This window comes from Nocardioides sp. Z13_37 (genome assembly GCF_058355585.1).
Map to the genome: position 1 here is coordinate 182,262 of NZ_JBZGDV010000005.1, position 21,416 is coordinate 203,677.

The 21,416-nt window shown below is 73.4% G+C and carries 22 protein-coding genes; 5 read left to right on the forward strand and 17 right to left on the reverse strand.

Annotated features, from left to right (window positions below; genetic code table 11):
- Positions 1–10: 10 nt before the first annotated feature.
- From AC4H2S_RS13745 to AC4H2S_RS13760, 4 genes are read left to right on the forward strand one after another with little or no spacing between them, the layout of a single operon-like run.
- Entirely contained in the window at positions 11–535 is a 525-nt protein-coding gene (locus tag AC4H2S_RS13745; RefSeq protein ID WP_491497540.1) for a CGNR zinc finger domain-containing protein, read from the forward strand.
- Positions 536–554: 19 nt separating this feature from the next.
- Positions 555–2,201 (forward strand): DNA repair helicase XPB, encoded by a 1,647-nt coding sequence (locus AC4H2S_RS13750; protein ID WP_491497541.1) that lies wholly within the window; start codon positions 555–557, stop codon positions 2,199–2,201.
- 37 nt (positions 2,202–2,238) lie between these two features.
- Positions 2,239–3,105, forward strand: coding sequence for an oxygenase MpaB family protein (locus AC4H2S_RS13755; protein WP_491497542.1), 867 nt, complete (start codon positions 2,239–2,241; stop codon positions 3,103–3,105).
- Positions 3,102–3,686 carry an HD domain-containing protein gene (locus tag AC4H2S_RS13760; RefSeq protein ID WP_491497543.1) on the forward strand — a complete coding sequence of 195 codons (585 nt, stop codon included), beginning with the start codon at positions 3,102–3,104 and terminating at the stop codon, positions 3,684–3,686. Before AC4H2S_RS13755 ends, AC4H2S_RS13760 begins: the two co-directional genes overlap by 4 nt.
- Here the strand turns inward: AC4H2S_RS13760 and AC4H2S_RS13765 are convergent.
- Positions 3,673–4,395, reverse strand: a complete 723-nt coding sequence (locus AC4H2S_RS13765) for a GntR family transcriptional regulator (protein ID WP_491497544.1) — start codon at positions 4,393–4,395, stop codon at positions 3,673–3,675. The genes AC4H2S_RS13760 and AC4H2S_RS13765 overlap by 14 nt on opposite strands.
- A 120-nt stretch (positions 4,396–4,515) precedes the next feature.
- Between AC4H2S_RS13765 and AC4H2S_RS13770 the strand changes: the two genes are divergently transcribed.
- Positions 4,516–5,127, forward strand: coding sequence for an alpha-ketoglutarate-dependent dioxygenase AlkB (locus tag AC4H2S_RS13770; protein ID WP_491497545.1), 612 nt, complete (start codon positions 4,516–4,518; stop codon positions 5,125–5,127).
- 3 nt (positions 5,128–5,130) lie between these two features.
- On the opposite strand, the gene AC4H2S_RS13775 is transcribed toward AC4H2S_RS13770, so the two are convergent.
- The 16 genes from AC4H2S_RS13775 to narH form a co-directional block, all read right to left on the reverse strand.
- Positions 5,131–5,850 (reverse strand): SRPBCC family protein, encoded by a 720-nt coding sequence (locus AC4H2S_RS13775; protein ID WP_491497546.1) that lies wholly within the window; start codon positions 5,848–5,850, stop codon positions 5,131–5,133.
- Between the two features lie 2 nt (positions 5,851–5,852).
- Entirely contained in the window at positions 5,853–6,698 is an 846-nt protein-coding gene (locus AC4H2S_RS13780; protein ID WP_491497547.1) for an FAD binding domain-containing protein, read from the reverse strand.
- A complete protein-coding gene (locus AC4H2S_RS13785; protein ID WP_491497548.1) occupies positions 6,695–9,175 on the reverse strand; it encodes a xanthine dehydrogenase family protein molybdopterin-binding subunit in 2,481 nt (826 codons plus the stop codon). Before AC4H2S_RS13785 ends, AC4H2S_RS13780 begins: the two co-directional genes overlap by 4 nt.
- Positions 9,172–9,657: a (2Fe-2S)-binding protein gene (locus tag AC4H2S_RS13790; protein ID WP_491497549.1), complete on the reverse strand. Its 486-nt coding sequence runs from the start codon at positions 9,655–9,657 to the stop codon at positions 9,172–9,174. Before AC4H2S_RS13790 ends, AC4H2S_RS13785 begins: the two co-directional genes overlap by 4 nt.
- 138 nt (positions 9,658–9,795) lie before the next feature.
- Positions 9,796–10,857, reverse strand: coding sequence for a ScyD/ScyE family protein (locus tag AC4H2S_RS13795; protein ID WP_491497550.1), 1,062 nt, complete (start codon positions 10,855–10,857; stop codon positions 9,796–9,798).
- 141 nt (positions 10,858–10,998) lie between these two features.
- The gene (locus AC4H2S_RS13800) at positions 10,999–12,216 is read right to left on the reverse strand and encodes an AfsR/SARP family transcriptional regulator (protein ID WP_491497551.1); all 1,218 of its coding nucleotides are present in this window, start codon (positions 12,214–12,216) and stop codon (positions 10,999–11,001) included.
- Positions 12,217–12,731: 515 nt separating this feature from the next.
- Complete coding sequence (locus tag AC4H2S_RS13805; RefSeq protein ID WP_491497552.1) at positions 12,732–13,634, reverse strand: exonuclease/endonuclease/phosphatase family protein; 903 nt, start codon at positions 13,632–13,634, stop codon at positions 12,732–12,734.
- A gap of 63 nt (positions 13,635–13,697) precedes the next feature.
- On the reverse strand, positions 13,698–14,831 hold the full coding sequence (locus AC4H2S_RS13810; RefSeq protein ID WP_491497553.1) for an XdhC family protein: 1,134 nt from the start codon (positions 14,829–14,831) through the stop codon (positions 13,698–13,700).
- Entirely contained in the window at positions 14,824–15,957 is a 1,134-nt protein-coding gene (locus AC4H2S_RS13815; RefSeq protein ID WP_491497554.1) for a vWA domain-containing protein, read from the reverse strand. The genes AC4H2S_RS13810 and AC4H2S_RS13815 overlap by 8 nt, the downstream gene beginning before the upstream one ends.
- Complete coding sequence (locus tag AC4H2S_RS13820; protein WP_491497555.1) at positions 15,954–16,832, reverse strand: AAA family ATPase; 879 nt, start codon at positions 16,830–16,832, stop codon at positions 15,954–15,956. The genes AC4H2S_RS13815 and AC4H2S_RS13820 overlap by 4 nt, the downstream gene beginning before the upstream one ends.
- A 90-nt stretch (positions 16,833–16,922) precedes the next feature.
- Positions 16,923–17,468: a nucleotidyltransferase family protein gene (locus AC4H2S_RS13825; protein ID WP_491497556.1), complete on the reverse strand. Its 546-nt coding sequence runs from the start codon at positions 17,466–17,468 to the stop codon at positions 16,923–16,925.
- A gap of 28 nt (positions 17,469–17,496) precedes the next feature.
- Positions 17,497–17,829, reverse strand: coding sequence for a cupin domain-containing protein (locus AC4H2S_RS13830; RefSeq protein ID WP_491497557.1), 333 nt, complete (start codon positions 17,827–17,829; stop codon positions 17,497–17,499).
- A gap of 16 nt (positions 17,830–17,845) precedes the next feature.
- The gene (locus tag AC4H2S_RS13835; protein WP_491497558.1) at positions 17,846–18,316 is read right to left on the reverse strand and encodes a hemerythrin domain-containing protein; all 471 of its coding nucleotides are present in this window, start codon (positions 18,314–18,316) and stop codon (positions 17,846–17,848) included.
- 3 nt (positions 18,317–18,319) lie between these two features.
- Entirely contained in the window at positions 18,320–19,048 is a 729-nt protein-coding gene (narI, locus tag AC4H2S_RS13840; protein WP_491497559.1) for a respiratory nitrate reductase subunit gamma, read from the reverse strand.
- Complete coding sequence (narJ, locus tag AC4H2S_RS13845) at positions 19,045–19,743, reverse strand: nitrate reductase molybdenum cofactor assembly chaperone (RefSeq protein ID WP_491497560.1); 699 nt, start codon at positions 19,741–19,743, stop codon at positions 19,045–19,047. The genes narI and narJ overlap by 4 nt, the downstream gene beginning before the upstream one ends.
- Positions 19,743–21,398, reverse strand: a complete 1,656-nt coding sequence (gene narH / locus AC4H2S_RS13850) for a nitrate reductase subunit beta (protein WP_491497561.1) — start codon at positions 21,396–21,398, stop codon at positions 19,743–19,745. The genes narJ and narH overlap by 1 nt, the downstream gene beginning before the upstream one ends.
- Positions 21,399–21,416 lie beyond the last annotated feature (18 nt).

The window sequence follows — 21,416 nt, forward strand, 5'->3', positions numbered from 1 at the left end:
GACTGGAGCCATGGACTTCATCCGGTACGCCGAGCGTGCTGCCGCGCTCGTCAACGCCGAGCTGCCCGACGAGGAGGGGCTCCGCGAGCACCTCGCCGACCGCTCGTGGCTGCACCGCTCACTGGTCCCCGGCGACGTGGAGTCCGTGCAGGCGTTCCAGGCCGAGCTGCGCCCGGTCTTCGAGGCCTCCGACGCCGACGACGTCAAGCTGGTGGTGAGCTCGCTCAACGCCCTGCTCGCCCAGCACCCGATCACGCCGATGATCTCCGACCACGACCCCGGCAACCTCCACATGCACGTCGCCAACCGTGCCGCGTCGGTCGCCGAGCTGCTCATCGGCGAGGCGCTGATGGGCCTGGCCACCCTGGTCTGCGACCTCGGCGCCACCCGGCTGGGCACCTGCTCGGAGCCGCGCTGCGACCACGTCTACGTCGACACCTCCCCCAACCAGTCGCGCCGCTACTGCTCGGACCGGTGCTCCTCGCGGGCCAACGTCGCGGCGTTCCGGGCCCGCCAGAAGGCCGCCGCCGGATGAGCCGGTCGCGAGTCCGCCGATGAACGACGGCCCCCTCATCGTCCAGTCCGACAAGACGCTGCTGCTCGAGGTCGACCACCCGTCGGCCGCCGAGGCCCGCAAGGCGATCGCGCCCTTCGCCGAGCTCGAGCGCTCCCCCGAGCACATCCACACCTACCGCCTCACCCCGCTCGGGCTCTGGAACGCGCGCGCCGCCGGTCACGACGCCGAGCAGGTCGTCGACGCGCTGCTGACGTGGTCGCGCTACGCCGTGCCGCACGCGCTGCTCGTCGACGTCGCCGAGACGATGGGCCGCTACGGACGGCTCCGCCTGGAGAAGCACCCCGTCCACGGCCTGGTCCTGTCGTCCACCGACCGGCCCGTGCTCGAGGAGGTGCTGCGCGCGAAGAAGGTCGCCGGGATGATCGGCTCGCGGATCGACGACGACAGCGTCGCGGTCCACCCCAGCGAGCGGGGCAACCTCAAGCAGGCGCTGCTCAAGCTCGGCTGGCCGGCCGAGGACTTCGCCGGCTACGTCGACGGCGAGGCGCACGACATCGACCTCGCCGAGGACGGCTGGGCCCTGCGGCCCTACCAGCGCGAGGCGGCCGAGTCGTTCTGGGACGGCGGCTCCGGCGTCGTCGTGCTGCCCTGCGGCGCGGGCAAGACGATCGTCGGCGCCGCCGCGATGGCGCACGCGGGGGCGACCACGCTCATCCTCGTCACCAACACCGTGAGCGCACGGCAGTGGAAGGACGAGCTCGTCGCGCGCACGTCGCTCACCGCCGACGAGATCGGCGAGTACTCCGGCTCGGTGAAGGAGGTCCGCCCGGTCACCATCGCGACCTACCAGGTGATGACGACCAGGCGCAAGGGCGTCTACCCGCACCTCGAGCTGCTCGACGCCCGCGACTGGGGCCTCATCGTCTACGACGAGGTGCACCTGCTGCCGGCGCCGATCTTCCGGATGACGGCCGACCTGCAGGCGCGCCGCCGCCTCGGCCTCACCGCCACGCTGGTGCGCGAGGACGGCCGCGAGGGCGAGGTCTTCTCGCTGATCGGGCCCAAGCGCTACGACGCCCCGTGGAAGGACATCGAGGCGCAGGGCTGGATCGCGCCGGCCGACTGCGTCGAGGTGCGCGTCAGCCTGCCCGACGGCGAGCGGCTGGCCTACGCGACCAGCGACCCCGACACCCGCTACCGCCTCGCCTCGTGCACCCACGCGAAGATCGACGTCGTACGCCGCCTGGTGCGCCAGCACGCCGGCCAGCCGACCCTGGTGATCGGGCAGTACATCGACCAGCTCGACGAGCTCGCCGAGATGCTCGACGCCCCCGTGATCAAGGGCGAGACGCCGGTCAAGGAGCGCCAGCGGCTCTTCAACGCGTTCCGCTCGGGTGAGATCGGGCTGCTCGTGGTGAGCAAGGTCGCCAACTTCTCGATCGACCTGCCCTCGGCCGAGGTGGCGATCCAGGTGAGCGGGTCGTTCGGCTCGCGGCAGGAGGAGGCCCAGCGCCTGGGCCGGCTGCTGCGGCCCAAGACCGAGGGACGCAGCGCCCACTTCTACACGATCGTGTCCCGCGACACCGTGGACGCCGACTTCGCGCAGAACCGGCAGCGGTTCCTCGCCGAGCAGGGCTACGCCTACCGGATCGTCGACGCCGGCGACCTCCCGGCCGACGCCTGACGCACCGGCTTTCGGGGCCGTGGCTAGATTCGGCAGCGTGACCCTTCGTGACCGCCTCGGCGCCGAGCTCTTCCGCAAGGTGGCCGGCCCCGACGGCCCGCGCAACCGGCAGCGCGTGCACGGCACGCCCGGACCGCGCTGGTTCGAGCCCGGCTCCCCCATCGGCCGCGTCCACGGCGACGCGTCGATGTTCGTCGGCGGCATCCGCGCGGTCATGCTGCAGTCGCTGCACCCCGCCGCCATGCAGGGCGTGGCCGACCACTCGGGCTACCGGGGCGACATGTGGGGCCGGCTCGCGCAGGTGTCGACCTACATCGCGATGACGACGTTCGGGGCGGAGCAGGACGCCCTGCAGATGATCCGCGCGGTCCAGCGCGCGCACGAGTCGGTGACCGGCACCCTGCCCGACGGCACGCCGTACGCCGCCTCCGACCCGCACCTGCTCGGCTGGGTGCACGCCGCGGAGATCGACAGCTTCCTCGTCGCGCACGACCGCTACGGCCACCGCCCTCTCGTCGGCCCCGAGCGCGACGAGTACGTCGCCCAGGCCGCCGTCGCGGCGGAGCACCTCGGCGTCGTCGACGCCCCGCGGTCGGAGGACGACCTGCGCGCCACGCTGGCGGCCTACGCTCCCGAGCTCCGCGGCACCCCGGCCGCCCGGGAGGCGATCCGCTTCCTGCTGCTGCACCCCGACCTGCCCCTGGCCGCGCGGCCCGGCTACCTGTCGCTGGCCACGGCCGCGATCGGGCTGCTGCCCGCCGACGCCCGCCGGGAGCTGCGCCTCCCGCCGGTGCCGCCAGTCACCAACCGGGTGCTGGGCGCCGCGGCCACCCGCACCATCCGGTGGGCGATGGCCTCGGGCCACGCCGAGGCCCGCGAGCTGCAGGCGGCGACCGCGCGGTGAGCCTCGCGGCGCGCTGGCCCCTGGCCGACCACGAGGCGCTGCGCGACGCGCTCCTCGCGGCCTGGGACCGCCCGGGCTACCACGACCTGCTGCACCTCGAGGAGGTGCTCGACCGGCTCGACCGACTCGCCGCCGCGGGTGCCGCCTTCGACCCCACCACGACACGGCTCGCCGCGTGGTTCCACGACGCGGTCTACGACGGTGCCGACGACGACGAGGAGCGCTCCGCCGCGTGGGCCGAGCACGCCCTGCCGCACGCCTACGCCGGCGAGGTGGCCCGGTTGGTGCGGCTGACCGCGCGCCACGACCCCGAGGCCGGCGACGGTGCCGGCGCAGCGCTCAGCGACGCCGACCTGGCCATCCTGGCCGCGCCGCGGCCCCGCTACGACTCCTACGCGGCGGGCGTGCGCGCCGACTTCGCGCACGTCGGCGACGACGACTTCCGGGCCGGCCGGGCAGCGGTGCTGCGCGACCTCGTGGAGCGAGCGCACCTCTTCGCCACGCCGCAGGCGCGCGAGCTGTGGGAGGACGCCGCCCGGGCGAACCTGGAGCGGGAGCTCGCCGGGCTCAGCGGTCGGTGAGCTGGAGGTAGACCGTGAAGCGGTCGTGGCGGTAGCAGGTGCGCGAGACCTCCACGATGCGGCCGTCGGAGACCGCGCGGCGGGCGTGGCGCAGCACGGGGTCGCCCTCGGCGATCTCGAGGATCGTCGCCTCCTCGGCGCTGGCGCTGTCGGCGCTGATCGAGTCCTCGACCTCGGTCGGGCGCAGGCCGCGGGCGGCGAGCGCCTCGTAGAGGCTGGTGGGCGTGCCGTGCTGGAGGAAGCCGGGGAGCAGCACCTCGTTGAGGTAGGCGTCCTCGACGCAGACGATGGCCTGGTCGGCGCGCCGCAGGCGGCGCCAGTGGAGCACGGGGTCGCCGGGTGAAATGTCGAGGGCGCGGGCCACGCCCGGCCCCGCCTGCTCCACGCGGGCGAGGAGCGTCTGCGACTCCGGCAGCATCCCGCGGCGGCGGATCTCCTCGGTGAAGGAGGTGAGCCGGCCGGCGGTCTTGGGCGGTTGGGCGACGAAGGTGCCGCGGCCGGGGATGCGCTCGAGCAGGCCCTCGGCGACCAGCGCGTCGAGCGCCTGGCGCACGGTCATCCGCGCGACGCCGAAGCGGGCCACGAGCTCGCGCTCGGACGGTGCGGCCGATCCCGGGGGCTGGGCCTCGATCAGGCCACGCACGTGCTCACGGACCTGGACGTGTTTCAACGCCCTCTGACGCGGCACGACCAGGTCCACGGGATCCATGCACCTCAGGCTAGGACTGGGCCGGGCGGGCGTCTGCACTTTGGGCGAGACCACGGTTAAGCCTTGACGATTTCTTTATGTTCGAATGGGTGTTCGAACATCTGGGGTAGCATCGTGCCCGTGGACTTCCAGACGTCCCTCTTCGCCGACACCGCCGCCGACCACGCCGGGCTCGCCCCGGAGCGCCGGCGGCTCTCCCACGGCGCGTGGGTCGACGTCCAGCGCAACTGGCTCGCCGCGCCCGACGACGTCTTCACCGCGCTCGTCGAGCGGGTGCCGTGGCGCGCCGAGCGGCGCGAGATGTACGACGCGGTGGTCGACGTGCCGCGCCTGGTCCACACCTACCTCGCCGCCGACCCCCTGCCCCACCCGGCGCTCGACCGGGCCCGCGCCGAGCTGAGCGAGCACTACCTGCCCGAGCTCGGCGAGCCGTTCATGAGCGCCGGCTGCTGCTACTACCGCGACGGTCGCGACTCCGTGGCGTGGCACGGCGACACCATCGGCCGCGGCCGCTCGGCCGACACGATGGTCGCGATCATCAGCGTCGGCGACCCGCGGCGCCTGCTGCTGAGGCCGCGGGGCGGGGGCGCGTCGATCGCGATCACCATGGGCCACGGCGACCTCCTGGTGATGGGCGGGTCGTGCCAGCGCACGTGGGAGCACGCGGTGCCCAAGGTCGCCCACGCCGGGCCGCGGATCTCGGTCCAGTACCGCCCGCTCAATGTGTTCTGAGCCCTACCTCCTGAGCAGCCGGCGCAGCACGAGCAGGCCCACGACGACCGCGACCGCCTGCTTCCAGTAGGACCGGGCGAGCACCGGGAGCACCGTGCTGCCGAGGTCGAGCGCCCCCGGCTCCCGCGCCTCGGCCACCTCGGGCGGTGAGCCAGCAACCTTTCCGGCCGCCGATTCGGTTGCCTGCTCACCGCCCGTCGCAGCCGCGTACGCCGGCGGTGAGCCAGCAACCCTTCCGGCCGCCGATCCGGTTGCCTGCTCACCGCCCGTCGGAGGAGAGGGGGCCGCGAGTCGCTGCTCCAGGCAGGCGACGAACTGGCCGAGCAGCTTGTCGGAGACGTCCTGCATCACCCCGCGCCCGAACTGTGCCGGCTTGCCGGTGATCGACAGGTCGGTCGCGACCGAGACGTCGGTGGAGCCCCCGGCGTCGGCCATCGAGACCGTCACCGTGGCGCCGGCGGTGCCGTTGCCCCGCTTGTCCTTGCCCTTGGCGTCGACGACGAAGCGGTGGGCCTCGGGGTCCTTCTCCACGAAGGTGCCGCTGCCGTTGTAGAGCAGGGCGATCGGGCCGAGCTTGACCTTCACCGAGCCGGCGAACGACTCCTCGTCGGCCTCGGTGACCTGGGCGCCCGGGAAGCACTCGGCGACCGAGGCGATGTCGTTGAAGTGCGCCCAGGTCTCCTCGACGCCGATCGGGACGGTGAAGCGATGACTGAGCTCCACGCCTACGACCCCGCAGCCGCGAGCACGGCCCGCCCGGTGAGCACGCGGGCGAGGTGCTGGCGGTAGTCGGCCGCACCGTTGAGGTCCGACGGCGGACTGGTGCCCTCCGACGCGAGCTGCGCCGCCTCGCGCACGCCGTCCTCGGTCGCCGCGGCGCCCGCCAGCGCCGCCTCGGTGGCGCGGGCGCGCAACGGCGTCGAGCCCATGTTGGTCAGGCCGACCCTCGCCTCGTCGATCGACCCGTGCACCGTCGCGGCGACCGCCACGATCGGCCACTGGTGGGCGACCCGGACGAACTTCTCGTAGTGGGCCCCCCAACCGGTGTGCTTGGGGATCCGCACCTCGGTGAGGATCTCGTCCTCGCCGATGGCGGTCTCGAAGAGGTCGACGAAGAAGTCGTCGGCACCGACCGTCCGCGTGCCGCCCGGGCCGGCGATGACGAACTGGGCGCCCAGCGCGAGCGCCGGCGCGCCGAGGTCGCCGGCGGGGTCGGCGTGCGCCAGAGCGCCGCCGAAGGTGCCGCGGTGCCGGATCTGCGAGTCCGCGACCTCCGCCTCGGCCTTCGACAGCAGCAGGGCGTGCTCCTTGACGAGGGGGTGGTCGCGCACGTCGTGGTGGGTGGTCATCGCGCCGATCACGATGGCGTCGCCGTCGTCGCGGATGCCCCGCAGCGAGGAGATGCCGCCGAGGTCGATGACGACCTCGGGGGCGTTGAGCCGCATGCGCAGGACCGGCAGCAGGCTCTGCCCGCCGGCCAGGATCTTGGCGTCGTCGCCGTGGCGGCCGAGCGCGGCCAGCGCCTCCTCGACCGACGTGGGGGCGAGGTAGTCGAACTGCACCGGGATCACTGGGCTGCTCCTTCACCGGAGGTGGGGTCCTGGTTGAGCGCGCCCTCCTGGAAGTGGGGCATCGCGTCGGGGGGCGTCTCGGTCGCCCCGCCCGCCCGGCTGCCCTGGATCGCGCGCCACACGCGCTCGGGCGTGCACGGCATCTGGACGTCGGCGACGCCGAGGTGTCGTACGGCGTCGACGACGGCGTTGACGACCGCCGGCGTGGACGCGATGGTGCCGGCCTCGCCGACGCCCTTCGTGCCGAGCGAGTTGGTGGTGCAGATGCTGGGCTCGTCGGTGTGGACGACGTCGAAGGAGATCGTGTCGGCCGACGTCGGCAGGAGGTAGTCGACGAACGACCCACTCACCAGCGTGCCCGACTCGTCGTGCACGGCCTCCTCCCACAGCGCCTGGGCGATCCCCTGCACCAGGCCGCCGTGCACCTGCCCCGCGACGATCAGCGGGTTGATGATCGTGCCGATGTCGTCGCAGCAGGTGTACTTGCGCATCTTCACCGCGCCGGTCTCGGTGTCGACCTCCATCGCGCACAGGTGGGTGCCGTGCGGGTAGTTGAAGTTGACCGGGTCGAAGGTCGCGTCGGCGTCGAGGCTCGGCTCCATGTCCTCGGGATAGTCGTGCGCCGCGAAGGCCGCGGTCGAGAGCTCCTGGATCGACACCCCCTGGTCGGTGCCGCGCACGGAGAACCGGCCGCCGGCGTAGTCGAGGTCGTCCGCGCTGGCCTCGAGCAGGTGAGCCGCGAGGTGCTTGGCCTTCTCCACCACCTTGTCGACGGCCCGCACGAGCGCCTCGCCGCCGACGACGAGCGAGCGCGAGCCGTAGGTGTCGAGGCCCTTGTGGGCGATCTGGGTGTCGCCGTGCAGCACCTCGACGTCCTCGAAGGGCACCCCCAGGCGGTCGGCGACGATCTGGCTGAACGCCGTCTCGTGGCCCTGGCCGTGGGCGCTGGCGCCGGTGACGATCTCGACTTTGCCGGTGGCGAGCATCCGCACGCTCGCGTGCTCCCAGCCGCCGGCGCCGTAGTCGAGGCTGCCCAGCACCCGGCTCGGCGCGAGACCGCACATCTCGGTGAAGGTCGACACGCCGATGCCGAGCTGCACCCGGTCACCGCGCTCGCGGCGCTCCCGCTGCTCCGCGCGCAGCGCGTCGTAGCCGAACGACTCCTTGGCCTTGGCGGTGGCGGCCTCGTAGTTGCCGCTGTCGTACTCGAGCCCGGCCACCGTGGTGAACGGGAACTCCTCGTGCGTGATCCAGTTGCGCTCGCGGATCTCGAGCGGGTCGACGCCGACCTCCGCGGCGAGCTCGTCCATCAACCGCTCGATCGCGTAGGTCGCCTCGGGCCGGCCGGCGCCGCGGTAGGCGTCGGTGAACGTGGTGTTGGTCAGCACCGTCTGGCACTCGAAGCGGTAGGCGGGGAACTTGTAGATCGCGTTGAACATGAACGCACCGAGCACCGGCACGCCGCCACCGACGACGGCGACGTAGGCGCCGAGGTCGGCGTCGAGGTGCACCTTCAGGCCGGTCACCCGGCCGTCGCGGTCCGCGGCCAGGGTCAGGGTCTGCACCTGGTCGCGACCGTGGTGGGCCGCCATCAGGCTCTCGCTGCGGGTCTCGGTGTACTTGACCGGCCTGGACAGCCGGCGCGCGACGGCCCAGGCGATCCACTCCTCGGGGGTGGTCTGCAGCTTGCCGCCGAAGCCACCACCGACGTCGGGGGCGATGACCCGGATCTTCGACTCGGGTACGCCGGTGGTGGCGGCCAGGGCGAAGCGCAGGATGTGCGGGATCTGCGTCGCGGACCACATCGTCAGCTGCTCCCCCGTGGGGTCGACGACGACGCTGCGCGGCTCCATGAAGGCGGGGATCAGCCGCTGCTGGCGGTACTCGCGCTCGATGAGGATGCCGTTGGTGCGGGCCTCCGTGATGGCCGCCTCCACGTCGCTGCCGGTCCCGGCCTCCTGGGAGTCGAAGACCCACAGGGCCGACTTGTTGGTGCCGAGGTCGGGGTGGGCGAGGACCTGGTCCTCGAGCGCCTTCTTGATCCCGACGACGGCGGGCAGCTCGTCGTACTCCACGTCCACGAGCTCCGCGGCGTCGCGCGCCCCGGCGGCGCTGCGGGCGACCACGACCGCGACCACCTCGCCCGCGAACGCGACGCGGTCGGCCGGCATCGGCGAGTGGGCGGGCGTCTTCTGGTCGGGGGTGATGGGCCAGGCGTTGATGCACACGCCGAGCTCCTCGCCGAAGTCCTTGCCGGTCAGCACGGTGACCACGTTGGGCGAGGCCTTGGCGGCCTCGACGTCGATGGAGGCGATGCTCGCGTGGGCGAACGGGCTGCGCACCATCGCGAGGTGGAGCATCCCCGGCAGCGTGATGTTGTCGGTCCAGCGGGTGCGGCCGGTGATCAGCCGCTGGTCCTCCTTGCGGCGCCGGTCCTTGCCGATCTCGGCGGCGGGGCGGTCCTGCGTGGTGCTCATGCGCGCTCACCCGCTGCGGTCCGGTCGGCGGCGTGGAGCACGCTGCGCACGATGTTGTGGTAGCCGGTGCAGCGGCAGAGGTTGCCCTCCATGCCCAGCCGCACCTCGTCCTCGGTGGGCTGGGGGTTCTCGGCGAGCAGGTCGACGGCCTGCATGATCATCCCCGGCGTGCAGAAGCCGCACTGGAGGCCGTGGCACTCCCGGAACGCCTCCTGCACCGGGTGCAGGTCTCCCTCGGCCGCGTCGGCGAGCCCCTCGATCGTGGTGACGGTGCGGCCGGCGGCCTGCACCGCGAGCACGTTGCACGACTTCACGCTCGTGCCGTCGAGGTGGACGGTGCACGCCCCGCAGTTGGAGGTGTCGCACCCGATCACGGTCCCGGTCTTGCCGAGCCGCTCGCGCAGGTACTGCACCAGCAGCATCCGGGGCTCGACGTCGTCGGAGACCGCCGCTCCGTCGACGGTGAGTTCGATCTTGGTCATGCGGCGCCTCCGGGCGTGTGAGGTGGGTCACTCGGCGCCGACGCTAGGTCGGGCCGGGTTGGCACCCGGTTGGTCGGTGTGGACCAGCCACTCCCACGCACGGAGGCGTCGCTCGCCCGTGCGGCGCCCCGCAGCCGCTCAGTAGCGCAGCACCACGCCCTTCGGCTTCTCCGACAGCACCTGCGCGCTGACGTAGAGATCGCCGTCGGCCCACTCCACGGCCGCCGGCATCATCACCTCGGCGTAGGGCCGCGGCGTGGTGGTGCCGGCCTTGATGCGCGAGACCTGGCCGCCGAACAGCTGCGCGACGTAGACGTCGCCGTTGTCGGCGACCGCGACGCCGGTGGCACCGGCGAACCCGCTCGCCACCTCGCGGACCTTGCCGGTCGCGACCTTCACCTTGACCAGTCGGCCCTGGGCGCCGGTGCTGCCGTCCTCGGGGCCGCCGGGCAGCAGGGTGACGTAGAGCCACCCGCCCTTGCCCACCTCGACGTCGGTGGGCACCGCCTCGAAGTTGAAGGTCTTGCCGACGGTGCAGGCCGGCAGCTTGTTGGCCGCCGCCGCCGGCGTGATGACGACCGGCACCGGCGGCAGCACGGCGAGGGTCGAGACCTTTCCGTTGGGCTTGACCGCGAGGATCGTGTTGCCGGCCGCGTCGGCGACGTAGGTCGTGCCCTTGTGCACCGTGGTGCCGTAGGGGTGCGACTCGACGATGCCGGTGTAGGCCGGCGGCACCTCGGGCGGCATCTGCGCAGCGCACGCGGGGTCGAGACCGCCCTCGAGGCCGTAGGCGACCTTGGCGTCCGGGTTGCGGGTGCGCTCATAGGCCGCCAGGTCGGCGACCTTCTTCGCCTTGCTGCCCGGCCGCATCGACCACAGCGCCGTCCTCGGGCCCTTGGTGGTCGTGAACCGGAGGGTGCCGCCGGACTCGGAGAGCCCTCCGACCTCGGTCTTCTTCGGGGCCGCGAACACGACCTCCGGCTTGCCGCCGGGGGCGACGGCGGTCAGCAGCCCGGCGAAGTTCTGGGCGACGTAGGCGGTGCCGTCGCGGGCGACGACCATGCTGAGCGGCGAGACGAGCTTCTTCGCCACCGTCGTCGGCTCGGGTCCCGTGGCACCGTGGGCGGGGCTGCCCAGGAGGCCCCCCGCGAGCAGGACGGCGGCTCCCGCCGCCATCGCGCGTCGTGTTGTTGCGGCCATGCTCTCTCCCTCGTACGTGGCCGCACCCTCCCCGGCGCGGCACCTCGAGGCAGGATCGTGGCGCCGGATCGGCGGGCGCCAGCCCGATCGGCCGATCTACCCACGAATTGGCGCGGCCCCTCCCCACAAATGGGGCGGGTCTCAGCGGGCGCTGGCGAGCCTGCCCTTGAGCAGCGGGGCGACCGGGTGGTGCGCCGGCAGCGCCGCCAGGCAGGCCTCCACCACGGCGGTGTCGTAGGGCGCGAGCTCGCTGTAGCGCAGCACCGCGTCGGGGTCGGGAGTGGCCAGCAGGGCCTCGCGCACGCTGACGGCGAGGTAGTCGCCCATCTGCGCCAGCGCGGGCGAGTCGGTGCCGGGCAGGAGGTCGCCGCCGTAGGCCCGGACCGCGGCCCGCACCTCGCCGCGGCGCAGCAGCCGCTGCACCTCCTCGACGTCGGTGGCCACCGGCATCGTGAGCCGGTAGGGCCGCGAGGAGAGCTGGCCAGCCAGCGCGGCCCGCAGGTGGGAGACCTCGGCCTTGAGCGTCGAGGTGGTCACCGAGGCGTCGCCGTAGAGCAGGGCGTGGAGGTGCTCGACCGACAGGCCCGACGGGTGCAGGGCGAGCAGCGCCAGGATCTCGGTCTGGCGCCGGTTGAGCAGCAGGCGCTGGCCGTCGAGCCACACCTGCGCGGTGCCGAGGAGGGTGAGGGTGAGCCCGGCCTCGGCCGGCGCGGCGTCCCCGGCGAGCGTCGTACGCCGGTCGGCGGGCAGCGCGCCCTCGATGAGCCGGGCCATCACCCGCGCCGTCGCGAGGCCGATGGGGTGGGTGCGGTCCCACGTCGTCGACAGGTCGATCACGCCCAGCGGGCGCCCGGTGGCGGGGTCGAAGACCGGCGCGGCCCAGCAGACCCAGTTGTGCACGACCTCCGCGTAGTGCTCGGCGCTGAAGACCATCGAGGGGGCGGCGGTGCGCCCCGCGATCGCGAGCGCGTTGGTGCCGACGCTGCCCTCGTCCCAGCGACCGCCGGGCACGAAGTTGACGGTCTCGGCCTTGCGGCGCATCACCCGGCCGCCGTACGTCCACAGGATCCGGGTCTGGTCGTCGGTGACCGCGATGACGAGGTCGCCGTCCTCGGCGGTGCGCCGCAGCTCGTCCTGCACGCGGGTGACGGCGGTCTGCAGCGGGGAGGCGTTCCACAGCTCGGCGGTGTCGCCCTCGTCGTCGAGCGGGGCCTGCGTCACGTCGGGAGACACCACGCCGGACAGCTCCCAGCTGCGCAGGATCTCCGGACGGACCGCGTCGGCGTCGCCGGCCTCGACGAATCGCGTCCAGGCGCGCACGGTGTCCACGCGTCGGGCGTGCAGGTCATCGCTGGTCATGGCGCCTCCCGGTGGTCGCGGCCAACCTAGCCCCCGCGTGATCGCGATCACAGGGGAAGCGGACCAGTGGGTCAGTCGCGGTGGCCTGCCGCGGGCCGACCCGGGCGTCCTCAAGCGGTCACGACCCCGCTCAACCACCCGGATACGGGTGTCCCAGCGGGGACGAGACTGTCCTAGCGGGGCTGCTCGGGTGGTGGGAGGGCAGCGTCTGGCGCTACCAGCGGCTCGCGCCAAGGGCGTACGAGTGGACCAGCCCCCACAGCCATCACTACCGACGCGACCCCACCGGCACCACCGCACGCGTCCCGCCGCCGGTCGAGCCCGGGTCCCGCGACCCGCCGACCACGACCCCGCCCACACCCCGCCAGTCCCCACGATGACGGGGCCACCGGCATGCTCGCCCCCGGGGCGCGCCGACCACGGACCGAGCCCACCCCTCTCCCACGAAGGGCGCTCGGCTGGCCGCGCACCCGACGGCAGGCGCCCGCTGGCCCGTCCGGCGGACGGGCCCGGCCTCAACGCGCGCGCGTGAAGGTGGCGACGATGCCCGGGTGGTCGGTGACCAGGTGGCGGTAGGTCCGGGAGGAGTCGATCCGGAAGTCCGCCCTGCGCTCGGCCATCACGTAGTCGATGCCCGAGCCCGTGCGGCCGGTGGCGCTGTAGTTGGTCTCGAGGCGCAGCGGCTTGGTGATCCGCCCCTTGACGAGGTCGTCGGTGGTGTCCCGGTTCTCGGTGACGTTGCAGTCGCACAGGCCGACGAACTGGTGCGGCTCCGGCGCGTTCTGCTTCAACCCGCGGATCCGCGCGGCCATCCGCCACATCGCGTGGACGCCGGCGCGGTTGGCGTAGTTGGGCCCGCCGGTGCGGCGGTTGTGGAGGTGGTTGGGCAGGTGGAAGCTCACCGCACGGACCACGTGGCCGCTGACGCGGTGGCGGAGCACCGCCACGACGCCGTACTGGTCGTGCGCGGTCCGCCCGGTCTGGCGCCGCCAGGTCGTGCCGGTCAGGAGGACGGACCGGGTGCGCTGCAGCTTCCAGACGTCCTTGTCGAAGGCGATCGGGTTGTCGTCGGTGCCGGTGGGGCCACTCGGCATCAGCAGCGTCCACGACTTCGGCAGGCTCGCCCGCAGCGCGGGGCGGCTGAACAGCCGCTCCTGGAACCCGACCACGGAGGCGCCGCTCTGCAGCACGCGACCGATGTCGTGGCGCATCCCGCGGACCCCCATCCCCTTCTTCAGGTTCAGCGTGGCCATGCTGAAGCGGCCGGCCGGGACCCGGTCGGCGGCCTGCGGCCGTGCCTCCTCGAGCGCCTGCGCTGGAGAGCCGGCCAGCGTGGTGCCGGCGACCAGCAGTACGGTCGCGGCGGCCAGGGCGCTCAGGCGGACGAGGACGTGGTGGAGCGGGAGCAGCAAAAACATCCCGTCGAGCGTAGGCGAGGTATGCGGACCCGGCGAATCGGCGCGGTCGGTCGCGGGGGCCGGTCAGTCGTCGTGGTGGATCCGGCCCCGGGTGGACGCGAGCCGCTCGCCCGAGCCTCCCCACTGGCGCGCGACGATCTCCGCGGCGATCGACACGGCCGTCTCCTCGGGCGTCCGGGCGCCGAGGTCGAGCCCGATCGGCGACGACAGCAGCGACAGCTCGGCCTCGCCCAGCCCGGCCTCCACGAGCCGGGCCAACCGCTCCTCGTGGGTGCGCCGCGAGCCCATGGCGCCGATGAAGGCGGGGCGCACGTCGTCGTCGAGGCGCAGGGCGACCTCGAGCAGCGGCACGTCGAACTTCGGGTCGTGGGTCAGCACCGCCAGCACGGTGCGCCGGTCGACGCGGCCGGCGTCGAGCTCGGCCCGCAGGTAGCGGTGGGGCCAGTCGACGACCACCTCGTCGGCGCCCGGGAAGCGCGAGGTCGTCGCGAACACGGGCCGGGCGTCGCAGACGGTGACGTGGTAGCCGAGGAACGAGCCGACCTTGGCGACGGCGGCGGCGAAGTCGATGGCGCCGAACACGAGCATCCGCGGCTTGGGGGCGAACCCCCACACGAACACCCGCATCCCCTCCCCGCGCCGCTCCCCGTCGGGGCCGTAGGTCAGGGTCGCGTTGGTGCCCGCGGCCAACAGGCCGAGGGCGTCGTCGTGGATCGCGGCGTCGGCGCGCGACGACCCGAGGCTGCCCTGCGCCGGGCCCTCCGGCCGGACGACCAGGCGCCGCCCGACCCGGTCGGGGTCGGGGTGCTCGATCACGGTCGCGAGGGCCACCGGGCGTCCGGCCTCGATGTCGGCCGCCACCTCGCCGAGCTCGGGGAACGTCTCGCGCGAGACCTGCTCGACGAAGACGTCGAGGATGCCGCCGCAGGTCAGCCCGACCGCGAACGCGTCGTCGTCGGAGACGCCGTAGCGCTCGAGCACCGGCGCGCCGCTCGCCATGACCGACTGGGCGAGCTCGTAGACGGCGCCCTCGACGCAGCCGCCCGACACCGACCCGACGGCCGTGCCGTCGGGGCCGACCAGCATGGAGGCACCGGGAGGGCGCGGGGCGGAGCGGAAGGTCGCCACCACGGTGCCGACCCCGATCGTCTCGCCGGCGTCCCACCACTGCAGCAGCTCGGACAGCACGTCACGCACGGGCGATCACCTCCGTGAGGTCGGCGAAGGTCGCCAGGGAGTGCCCGGCGAGGAAGTCGTCGCAGTGGGGCAGCGCCGCCACCACCCCGCCCTGGAGCGGCTCGTAGCCCGGCTTGCCGCGGTGCGGGTTGACCCAGACCACGCGGTGCGCGATGCGCTGCAGGCGTGCCATCTGCTCGCCGAGCAGCCCGGCGTCGCCGCGCTCCCAGCCGTCGCTGAAGACGACCACGACCGCACCGCGGGCCATCCCGCGCTGCCCCCAGCGGTCGAGGAAGACCCGCAGGGTCTCCCCGAGCCGGGTGCCGCCGGACCAGTCGGGCACCACGTCGCCCGCCGCGACGATCGCGCGGTTCGCGTCGGGCGAGCCGAGCGCGCGGGTGACGTGGGTGAGCCGGGTGCCGACGGTGAAGGTCTCGACGGTGCCGCCCGCCGCGCGCGCCGAGCGCGTCAGGCGGTGGGCCAGCCGCAGCAGCGCGTCGGCGTACGCGCTCATCGAGCCGCTGACGTCGACGAGCAGCACCACGCGGCGCGGACGCGTGCCCCGCCGGCGCCAGGCGATCTCGCCGGGCTCGCCGAGGTGGCGCAGCGAGTTGCGCAGGGTGCGCGAGGCGTCGAGCCGTCCCCGGTGCCAACGACGGTGGCGGGCGGTGCGCCGCACCGGCGGGTGCAGCGACAGCCGGACGAACATCGCGGCCAGCCGCCGCTTCTCCGCCGCGTCGAGCGTCGCCACGTCGCGGTGCTGCAGCACCTCGGCCTCCGACGCCATCGCGCGGACCACGTCCTCCTCGTCCTCCCCCGACCCGCCCGGCCCCTCGGACTCGGGGAGCAGGTGGGCGGTGGAGGGGCGCGACGCCTCGTGGCGATGGGCTCGCGGCAGGCCGTCGCGCGGGTCGAACCACGCGGCGAACACCGCGTCGAAGCGGGCGAGGTCGTCGGGCGAGCCGCACAGCGTGGCGCGCCCGGCCCAGTAGGTGGCCTGCCGGTCGCCGGCGCCGACGGCGGCGACCGCGGCGAGGAAGCCGTGCGCGCGGTCCTGGGTGACCGGCACGCCGGAGGCGCGCAGCGCGCGGGTGAAGGCGAGCAGCACCTCGTCGGCGGCGTGGCGCACCTCGCTCATCTCGCTCATCTGGACAGCATCCGGTCGAGCGCGGCCCGCACCCGGTCGGCGTCCTCGCGGTACTTCAGCAGCGCGCCGAGCGTGGTGGCCGCGGACGCGAGGTCGAGGTCGGTCGCGCCGAGGTGGGTGAGCGCGCGAGCCCAGTCGAGCGTCTCGGCGACGCCGGGCGGCTTGAGCAGGTCGTCGCGCCCGCGCAGCTCCTGGACCACGCCGACGACCTGTCGGGCGAGCTCCTCGCTGACCTCGGGGGCGCGCGAGCGGACGATCTCGACCTCGCGCGCGAGCCCGGGGTGGTCGATCCAGTGGTAGAGGCACCGGCGCTTGAGCGCGTCGTGCAGCTCGCGGGTGCGGTTGGAGGTGAGCACCACCAGCGGCGGCTCGAGGGCGGAGACCGTGCCGAACTCCGGGATCGTCACCTGCCACGTGGAGAGCACCTCGAGCAGGAACGCCTCGAACTCGTCGTCGGCGCGGTCGACCTCGTCGACCAGCAGCACCGCCGGGGCCTGGCGCAGGGCGGCGAGGACGGGGCGCGCGAGCAGGAAGCGCTCGTCGTAGAGGCTCTTCTCGGCCTCGTCCGGATCGACCGCGCCACCGGCCTCCAGCGCCCGCAGGTGCAGGATCTGGCGCGGGAAGTCCCAGTCGTAGAGGGCCTGGCTGGCGTCGATGCCCTCGTAGCACTGCAGCCGCACGAGGGGCAGGTCGAGGCTCTCGGCGAGGGCCTCGGCGAGGGCGGTCTTGCCGGTGCCCGGCTCGCCCTCGAGCAGCAGCGGGCGCTGCATCCGCGCGGCGAGGAACACGACCGTCGCCAGCTCGTCGTCGGAGAGGTAGCCGGTCGCGCCCAGCCGGGCGGCGACGTCGGCGGCGGAGTCGATCCCGTGCACCATGCGGGTCAGGCTACGACCCGGCACGTTGGCTCGACGTTGGAACGCGAGCAGCCACGTGCACATGCACGCGCACGGGCGGGCGGGCGCCCCTCACCGGCGGTCGACGTCGGCGCCGCTCGCCAGGTCGCCGCACTCGACCAGCGCGACGTCGTGGGCGGCGAGGTAGTCGCGTGCCCCGCGGTCGCCGCGGGCAGAGGCCACCACGCCCGGCCAGTGGTCGCGGCCGAGCAGCACCGGGTGCCCCGGCACCCCGTCGTACGCCGCCCGCGCGAGGTCGGCGCGCCCGCGCGAGGCGGCGAGGAGGCGGGTGACGACCGCTCCGTCGACGTCGGGCAGGTCGACGAGCGAGACGAGCACGGAGTCGTGCCCGGTGGGGGTGAGCGCCTCGAGGCCGGCGCGCAGCGAGGCGCCCATCCCCTCGGCCCAGTCGTCGGCCCGGATGCGGGCGACCGACATGGGCAGCAGCGCCGCGGCGCGCTCGGCCTCGGCGCCCAGCACGACGACGATCTCGGCGCACGGGCGCAGCGCCTGCACCGAGCGCAGCAGCCACGACGTCCCGTCGTCGTCGCGCGCCAGTGCCTTCGGGCCGCCGAAGCGCTCCCCGGCGCCGGCAGCGAGGAGGAGGCCCGCGGTCATGGGCCCACCGTAGGGCCCGGGCGCCTGCTCAGGCGCGGGTGGCCACCGTCAGCAGCACCACGGCGTCGGTGCGCGCGACGAGGTCGTGGCGGTGGGGCGGGATCACTCCGTGGTCGCCCGCCGCGAGGTCGTGGGACTCGTCGCCGGCGTGCAGGGTCACCTCGCCCTCGAGCACCTGCAAGGTGGCCTCGCCGGGCGCCTCGTGCTCCCCGAGCCGGGTCCCGGCCGTCATGGCGATCAGGGTCTGGCGCAGGTCGTGCTCGCGACCGCCGTGCACGGTCACGGCCGAGCGTCCCGCGCTGGCCGTGCGGGCGGTCTCCAGCTGCTGGGTGGCGAGGGCGGTCAACGACGTGATCTGCATGGGCGTGCTCCTGGTGTCAGCGGGTCGAGACGGTGCGGCCGGGGTGGGCCCGCTCCCAGGCCGCGATCGCAGCGTCCCACTCGGGGCCGCTGAACTCCACCAGCGTGACGGGAAAGATGCCGTCCTCCTCCTTGGAGATGTGGAGCCGCAGCTCGGTCATCTCGTGGCGCAGGAGGTCGCGGTCGTCGGCACTGCCCAGGTCGAGGCGGGCGAGCAGCGCGCCGAGCTCGCGGTGCTCGTCGACCAGCGGGTCGATGTGCTGGCGGTAGAGCTCGTCGGTGCGCATCAGTGCGAAGACGCCCTCCTCCTCCCCCTGCCAGTGGCTGCTCAGCTCGGCGCGCATCGTCTCGACAGTGGCGCCCGCCTGCTCGAACGCGCCGTGTCCGGCCTGCTCGAGGGCGCGCTCGCCGAGCTCGAGCACCAGCTCGTGCTCGGCGATGAAGTCGCGGATCAGCGGGATCTGGCGACAGCCGCAGTAGTGGCACATGGCTCAGCCCACCCGGTCCCACCCGCGGGGCGGCGCGGCCGTGCCCAGTGGGATGTCGTCCCGGGAGCGGTAGACGATGTAGGGCCGCGTCAGGTAGCCGACGGGCGCGGAGAAGACGTGCACGAGCCGGGTGAACGGCCACAGGGCGAACAGGCCGAACGCGACCAGGGCGTGGAGCTGGAAGCCGATCGGTGCGTCGGCCATCAGGTCGGGGTCGGGCTGGAAGGCGAGGAACGAGCGGAACCAGACCGAGACGCCCTCCCGGTAGTTGTACTCACCGCCCAGGCTGAAGATCGAGCCGGCGATGGTGTTCCACATGCCCAGCACGATGGCCGCGCCGAGGAAGGCGTACATCACCTTGTCCATCCCGGTGGTGGCGGAGAACACCGGGCCCACCGTGCGCCGGCGGTAGATCAGGATGACCATGCCCGTCAGCGCCATCAGCCCGGCGATCAGCCCGCCGATCACCGCGATGTAGTGGTAGAGCTCGTCGTCGATGCCGACCGCCTCGGTCCACGACCGCGGGATGAGCAGACCGATGATGTGGCCGGCGACCACGCCGAGCATGCCGAAGTGGAACAGCGGCGAGCCGAGCCTGAGCAGGCGCCCCTCGTAGAGCTGCGAGGAGCGGGTGGTCCAGCCGAACTTGTCGTAGCGGTAGCGCCACACGTGGCCGACGACGAAGACCGCCAGGCACAGGTAGGGGACGATGACCCAGAGGAAGACGCTCATCGGGGGGCTCCTACGGGGATGGTGGCGGGCGAGATGACGGCGGGGCCGCTGGCGAGGGCCGGGTCGGCGGCGTAGCCCGCGAGCCCGACCTGCTCGGCGGGCGGGCCCTGCTCGACGAGGCGGCGCACGGCGTCGGCGTCGGTGCCGGCGAGCTCGGGGAGGGTGTCGCAGACCGCCACCAGCGCGGCCGCCCAGGGCGACCCGGTCGAGCCGTCGTCGTTGCGCCAGCCCGTCAGCGCGAGGCGCAGCATCTCCACGCCGGCGCGGTGCTCGAGGAGCAGGCCGCGGGCGACGTCGGCGTCGACGGTCGCCCCCAGCTGCAGCACCGCGCACAGGTGGTCGGGCAGCTCGCCGAGGGCGTCGTCCCACTCCACCCCGGCCCGGCGGTAGGCGTCCTTGAAGGCCAGGAGCGCGGCCCCGCGGCGGCGGGTGTCGCCGTAGGCGAAGTAGGTGAGGTAGAGGGCGCACTTGCGCGTGTGGTCGAAGGTGGCGACGTAGTCCTGCTGCAGCCGGTCGAGCGGGGTGCGGCGGGCGTGCTCGAGGAGCGGGGCCAGCTGCGGGTGCCCGGGCACCAGCGCCTCGAGGTCGTCGAGGGAGTCGACCAGGTCGGCGGTGGGGTAGTCGAGCAGGGCCGAGCAGACCGCCCAGACCCGGGCGGCCTGCGGGTCGGGTCGGCGCGACCGACGACGGAGCATCACGACCCGCCCTCGCCGTCGCGCGGCGGGAACAGCCCGGTCGGGGTGCCCTTGCCGTCCCAGTTGAGCAGGTTGACCCGCGAGCCCTTGTCGTCGGGAGTGGCGAGCGTGTCGGAGGTCTGACGGTCCTGCAGCATCCGGAAGTTGTCGACCGCGACCGGCGTCGGATAGCCCGACCCCTCGCCGAACAGGTCCTGCTGCCCGCCGCCGTAGTCGTTGACCGGGCAGTCGGTGGCCAGCTCCTCGAGCGCGTGCGCCTGCTCGGCGTGGGCCGGCGGGATGACGTAGCGCTCGGAGTACTTGGCGATGGCGAGCAGCCGGAACATCTCGTACATCCGCTCGCCCGTCATGCCCACGGCGGCCGGGATCGACTCGTCGGGGTCGCGGCCGAGGTTGATGTCGCGCATGTAGGACCGCATCGCGGCGAGCTTCTTCAGGACCCGGTCGACCGGGGCTGTGTCGCCGGCGGTGAAGAGGTTGGCGAGGTACTCCACGGGGATGCGGAGGGTGTCGATGGCCGCGAACAGGTTGCCCCGGTCCTCGGCGTCCTCCCCCGTGTCGCGCACGACGTCGACGACAGGCGACAGCGGCGGGATGTACCAGACCATCGGCATCGTGCGGTACTCCGGGTGCAGCGGCAGGGCGACCTCGTAGGTGTTGATCAGCGCCCACACCGGCGAGCGCCCGGCGGCGTCGATCCAGTCGCCCGGGATGCCGGCCTGCTCCGCCGCGCGCCGGACCTCGGGGTCGTGCGGGTCGAGGAAGCACGCGCGCTGGGCGTCGTAGAGCGCGTGCTCGTCCTCGATGCTCGCCGCCTCCAGCACCTTGTCGGCGTCGTAGAGCATCAGGCCGATGTAGCGCAGCCGTCCGACGCACGTCTCCGAGCACACGGTCGGGATGCCGACCTCGACCCGGGGGTAGCAGAAGGTGCACTTCTCGGCCTTGCCGGTCTTGTGGTTGAAGTAGACCTTCTTGTAGGGGCATCCCGAGACGCACATGCGCCAGCCGCGGCAGCGGTCCTGGTCCACCAGGACGATGCCGTCCTCCTCGCGCTTGTAGATCGCGCCGCTGGGGCACGACGCGGCGCACGACGGGTTGAGGCAGTGCTCGCAGATGCGCGGGAGGTAGAACATGAAGGTCTGCTCGAACTCCAGGCGCACCTTGTCCTCGATGCCCTTGAGCATCACGTCGCGGGCCGCGTGCTCCTGCGAGCCGCCGAGGTCGTCGTCCCAGTTGGCCGACCACTCGACGTTCATGTTCTCGCCGGAGATGAGGCTCTTGGGCCGGGCGACCGGGAACGTGTCGGACTGCGGCGAGCTCGTCAGCGTCTCGTAGTCGTAGGTCCAGGGCTCGTAGTAGTCCTCGATCGAGGGCAGCTTGGGGTTGGAGAAGATGGTGAGCAGCTTCTTCATCCGCCCGCCCGCGCGGAGCGCCAGGCGACCGTCGCGCTTGCGGACCCAGCCGCCCTGCCACTCCTCCTGGTCCTCGTAGGTCCGGGGGTAGCCCAGCCCCGGGCGGGTCTCGACGTTGTTGAACCAGACGTACTCCGTGCCGGCCCGGTTGGTCCAGGCCTGCTTGCAGGTCACCGAGCACGTGTGGCACCCGATGCACTTGTCGAGGTTCATCACCATGGCCATCTGAGCCATCACGCGCATGTCAGTGCTCCGTCCCGC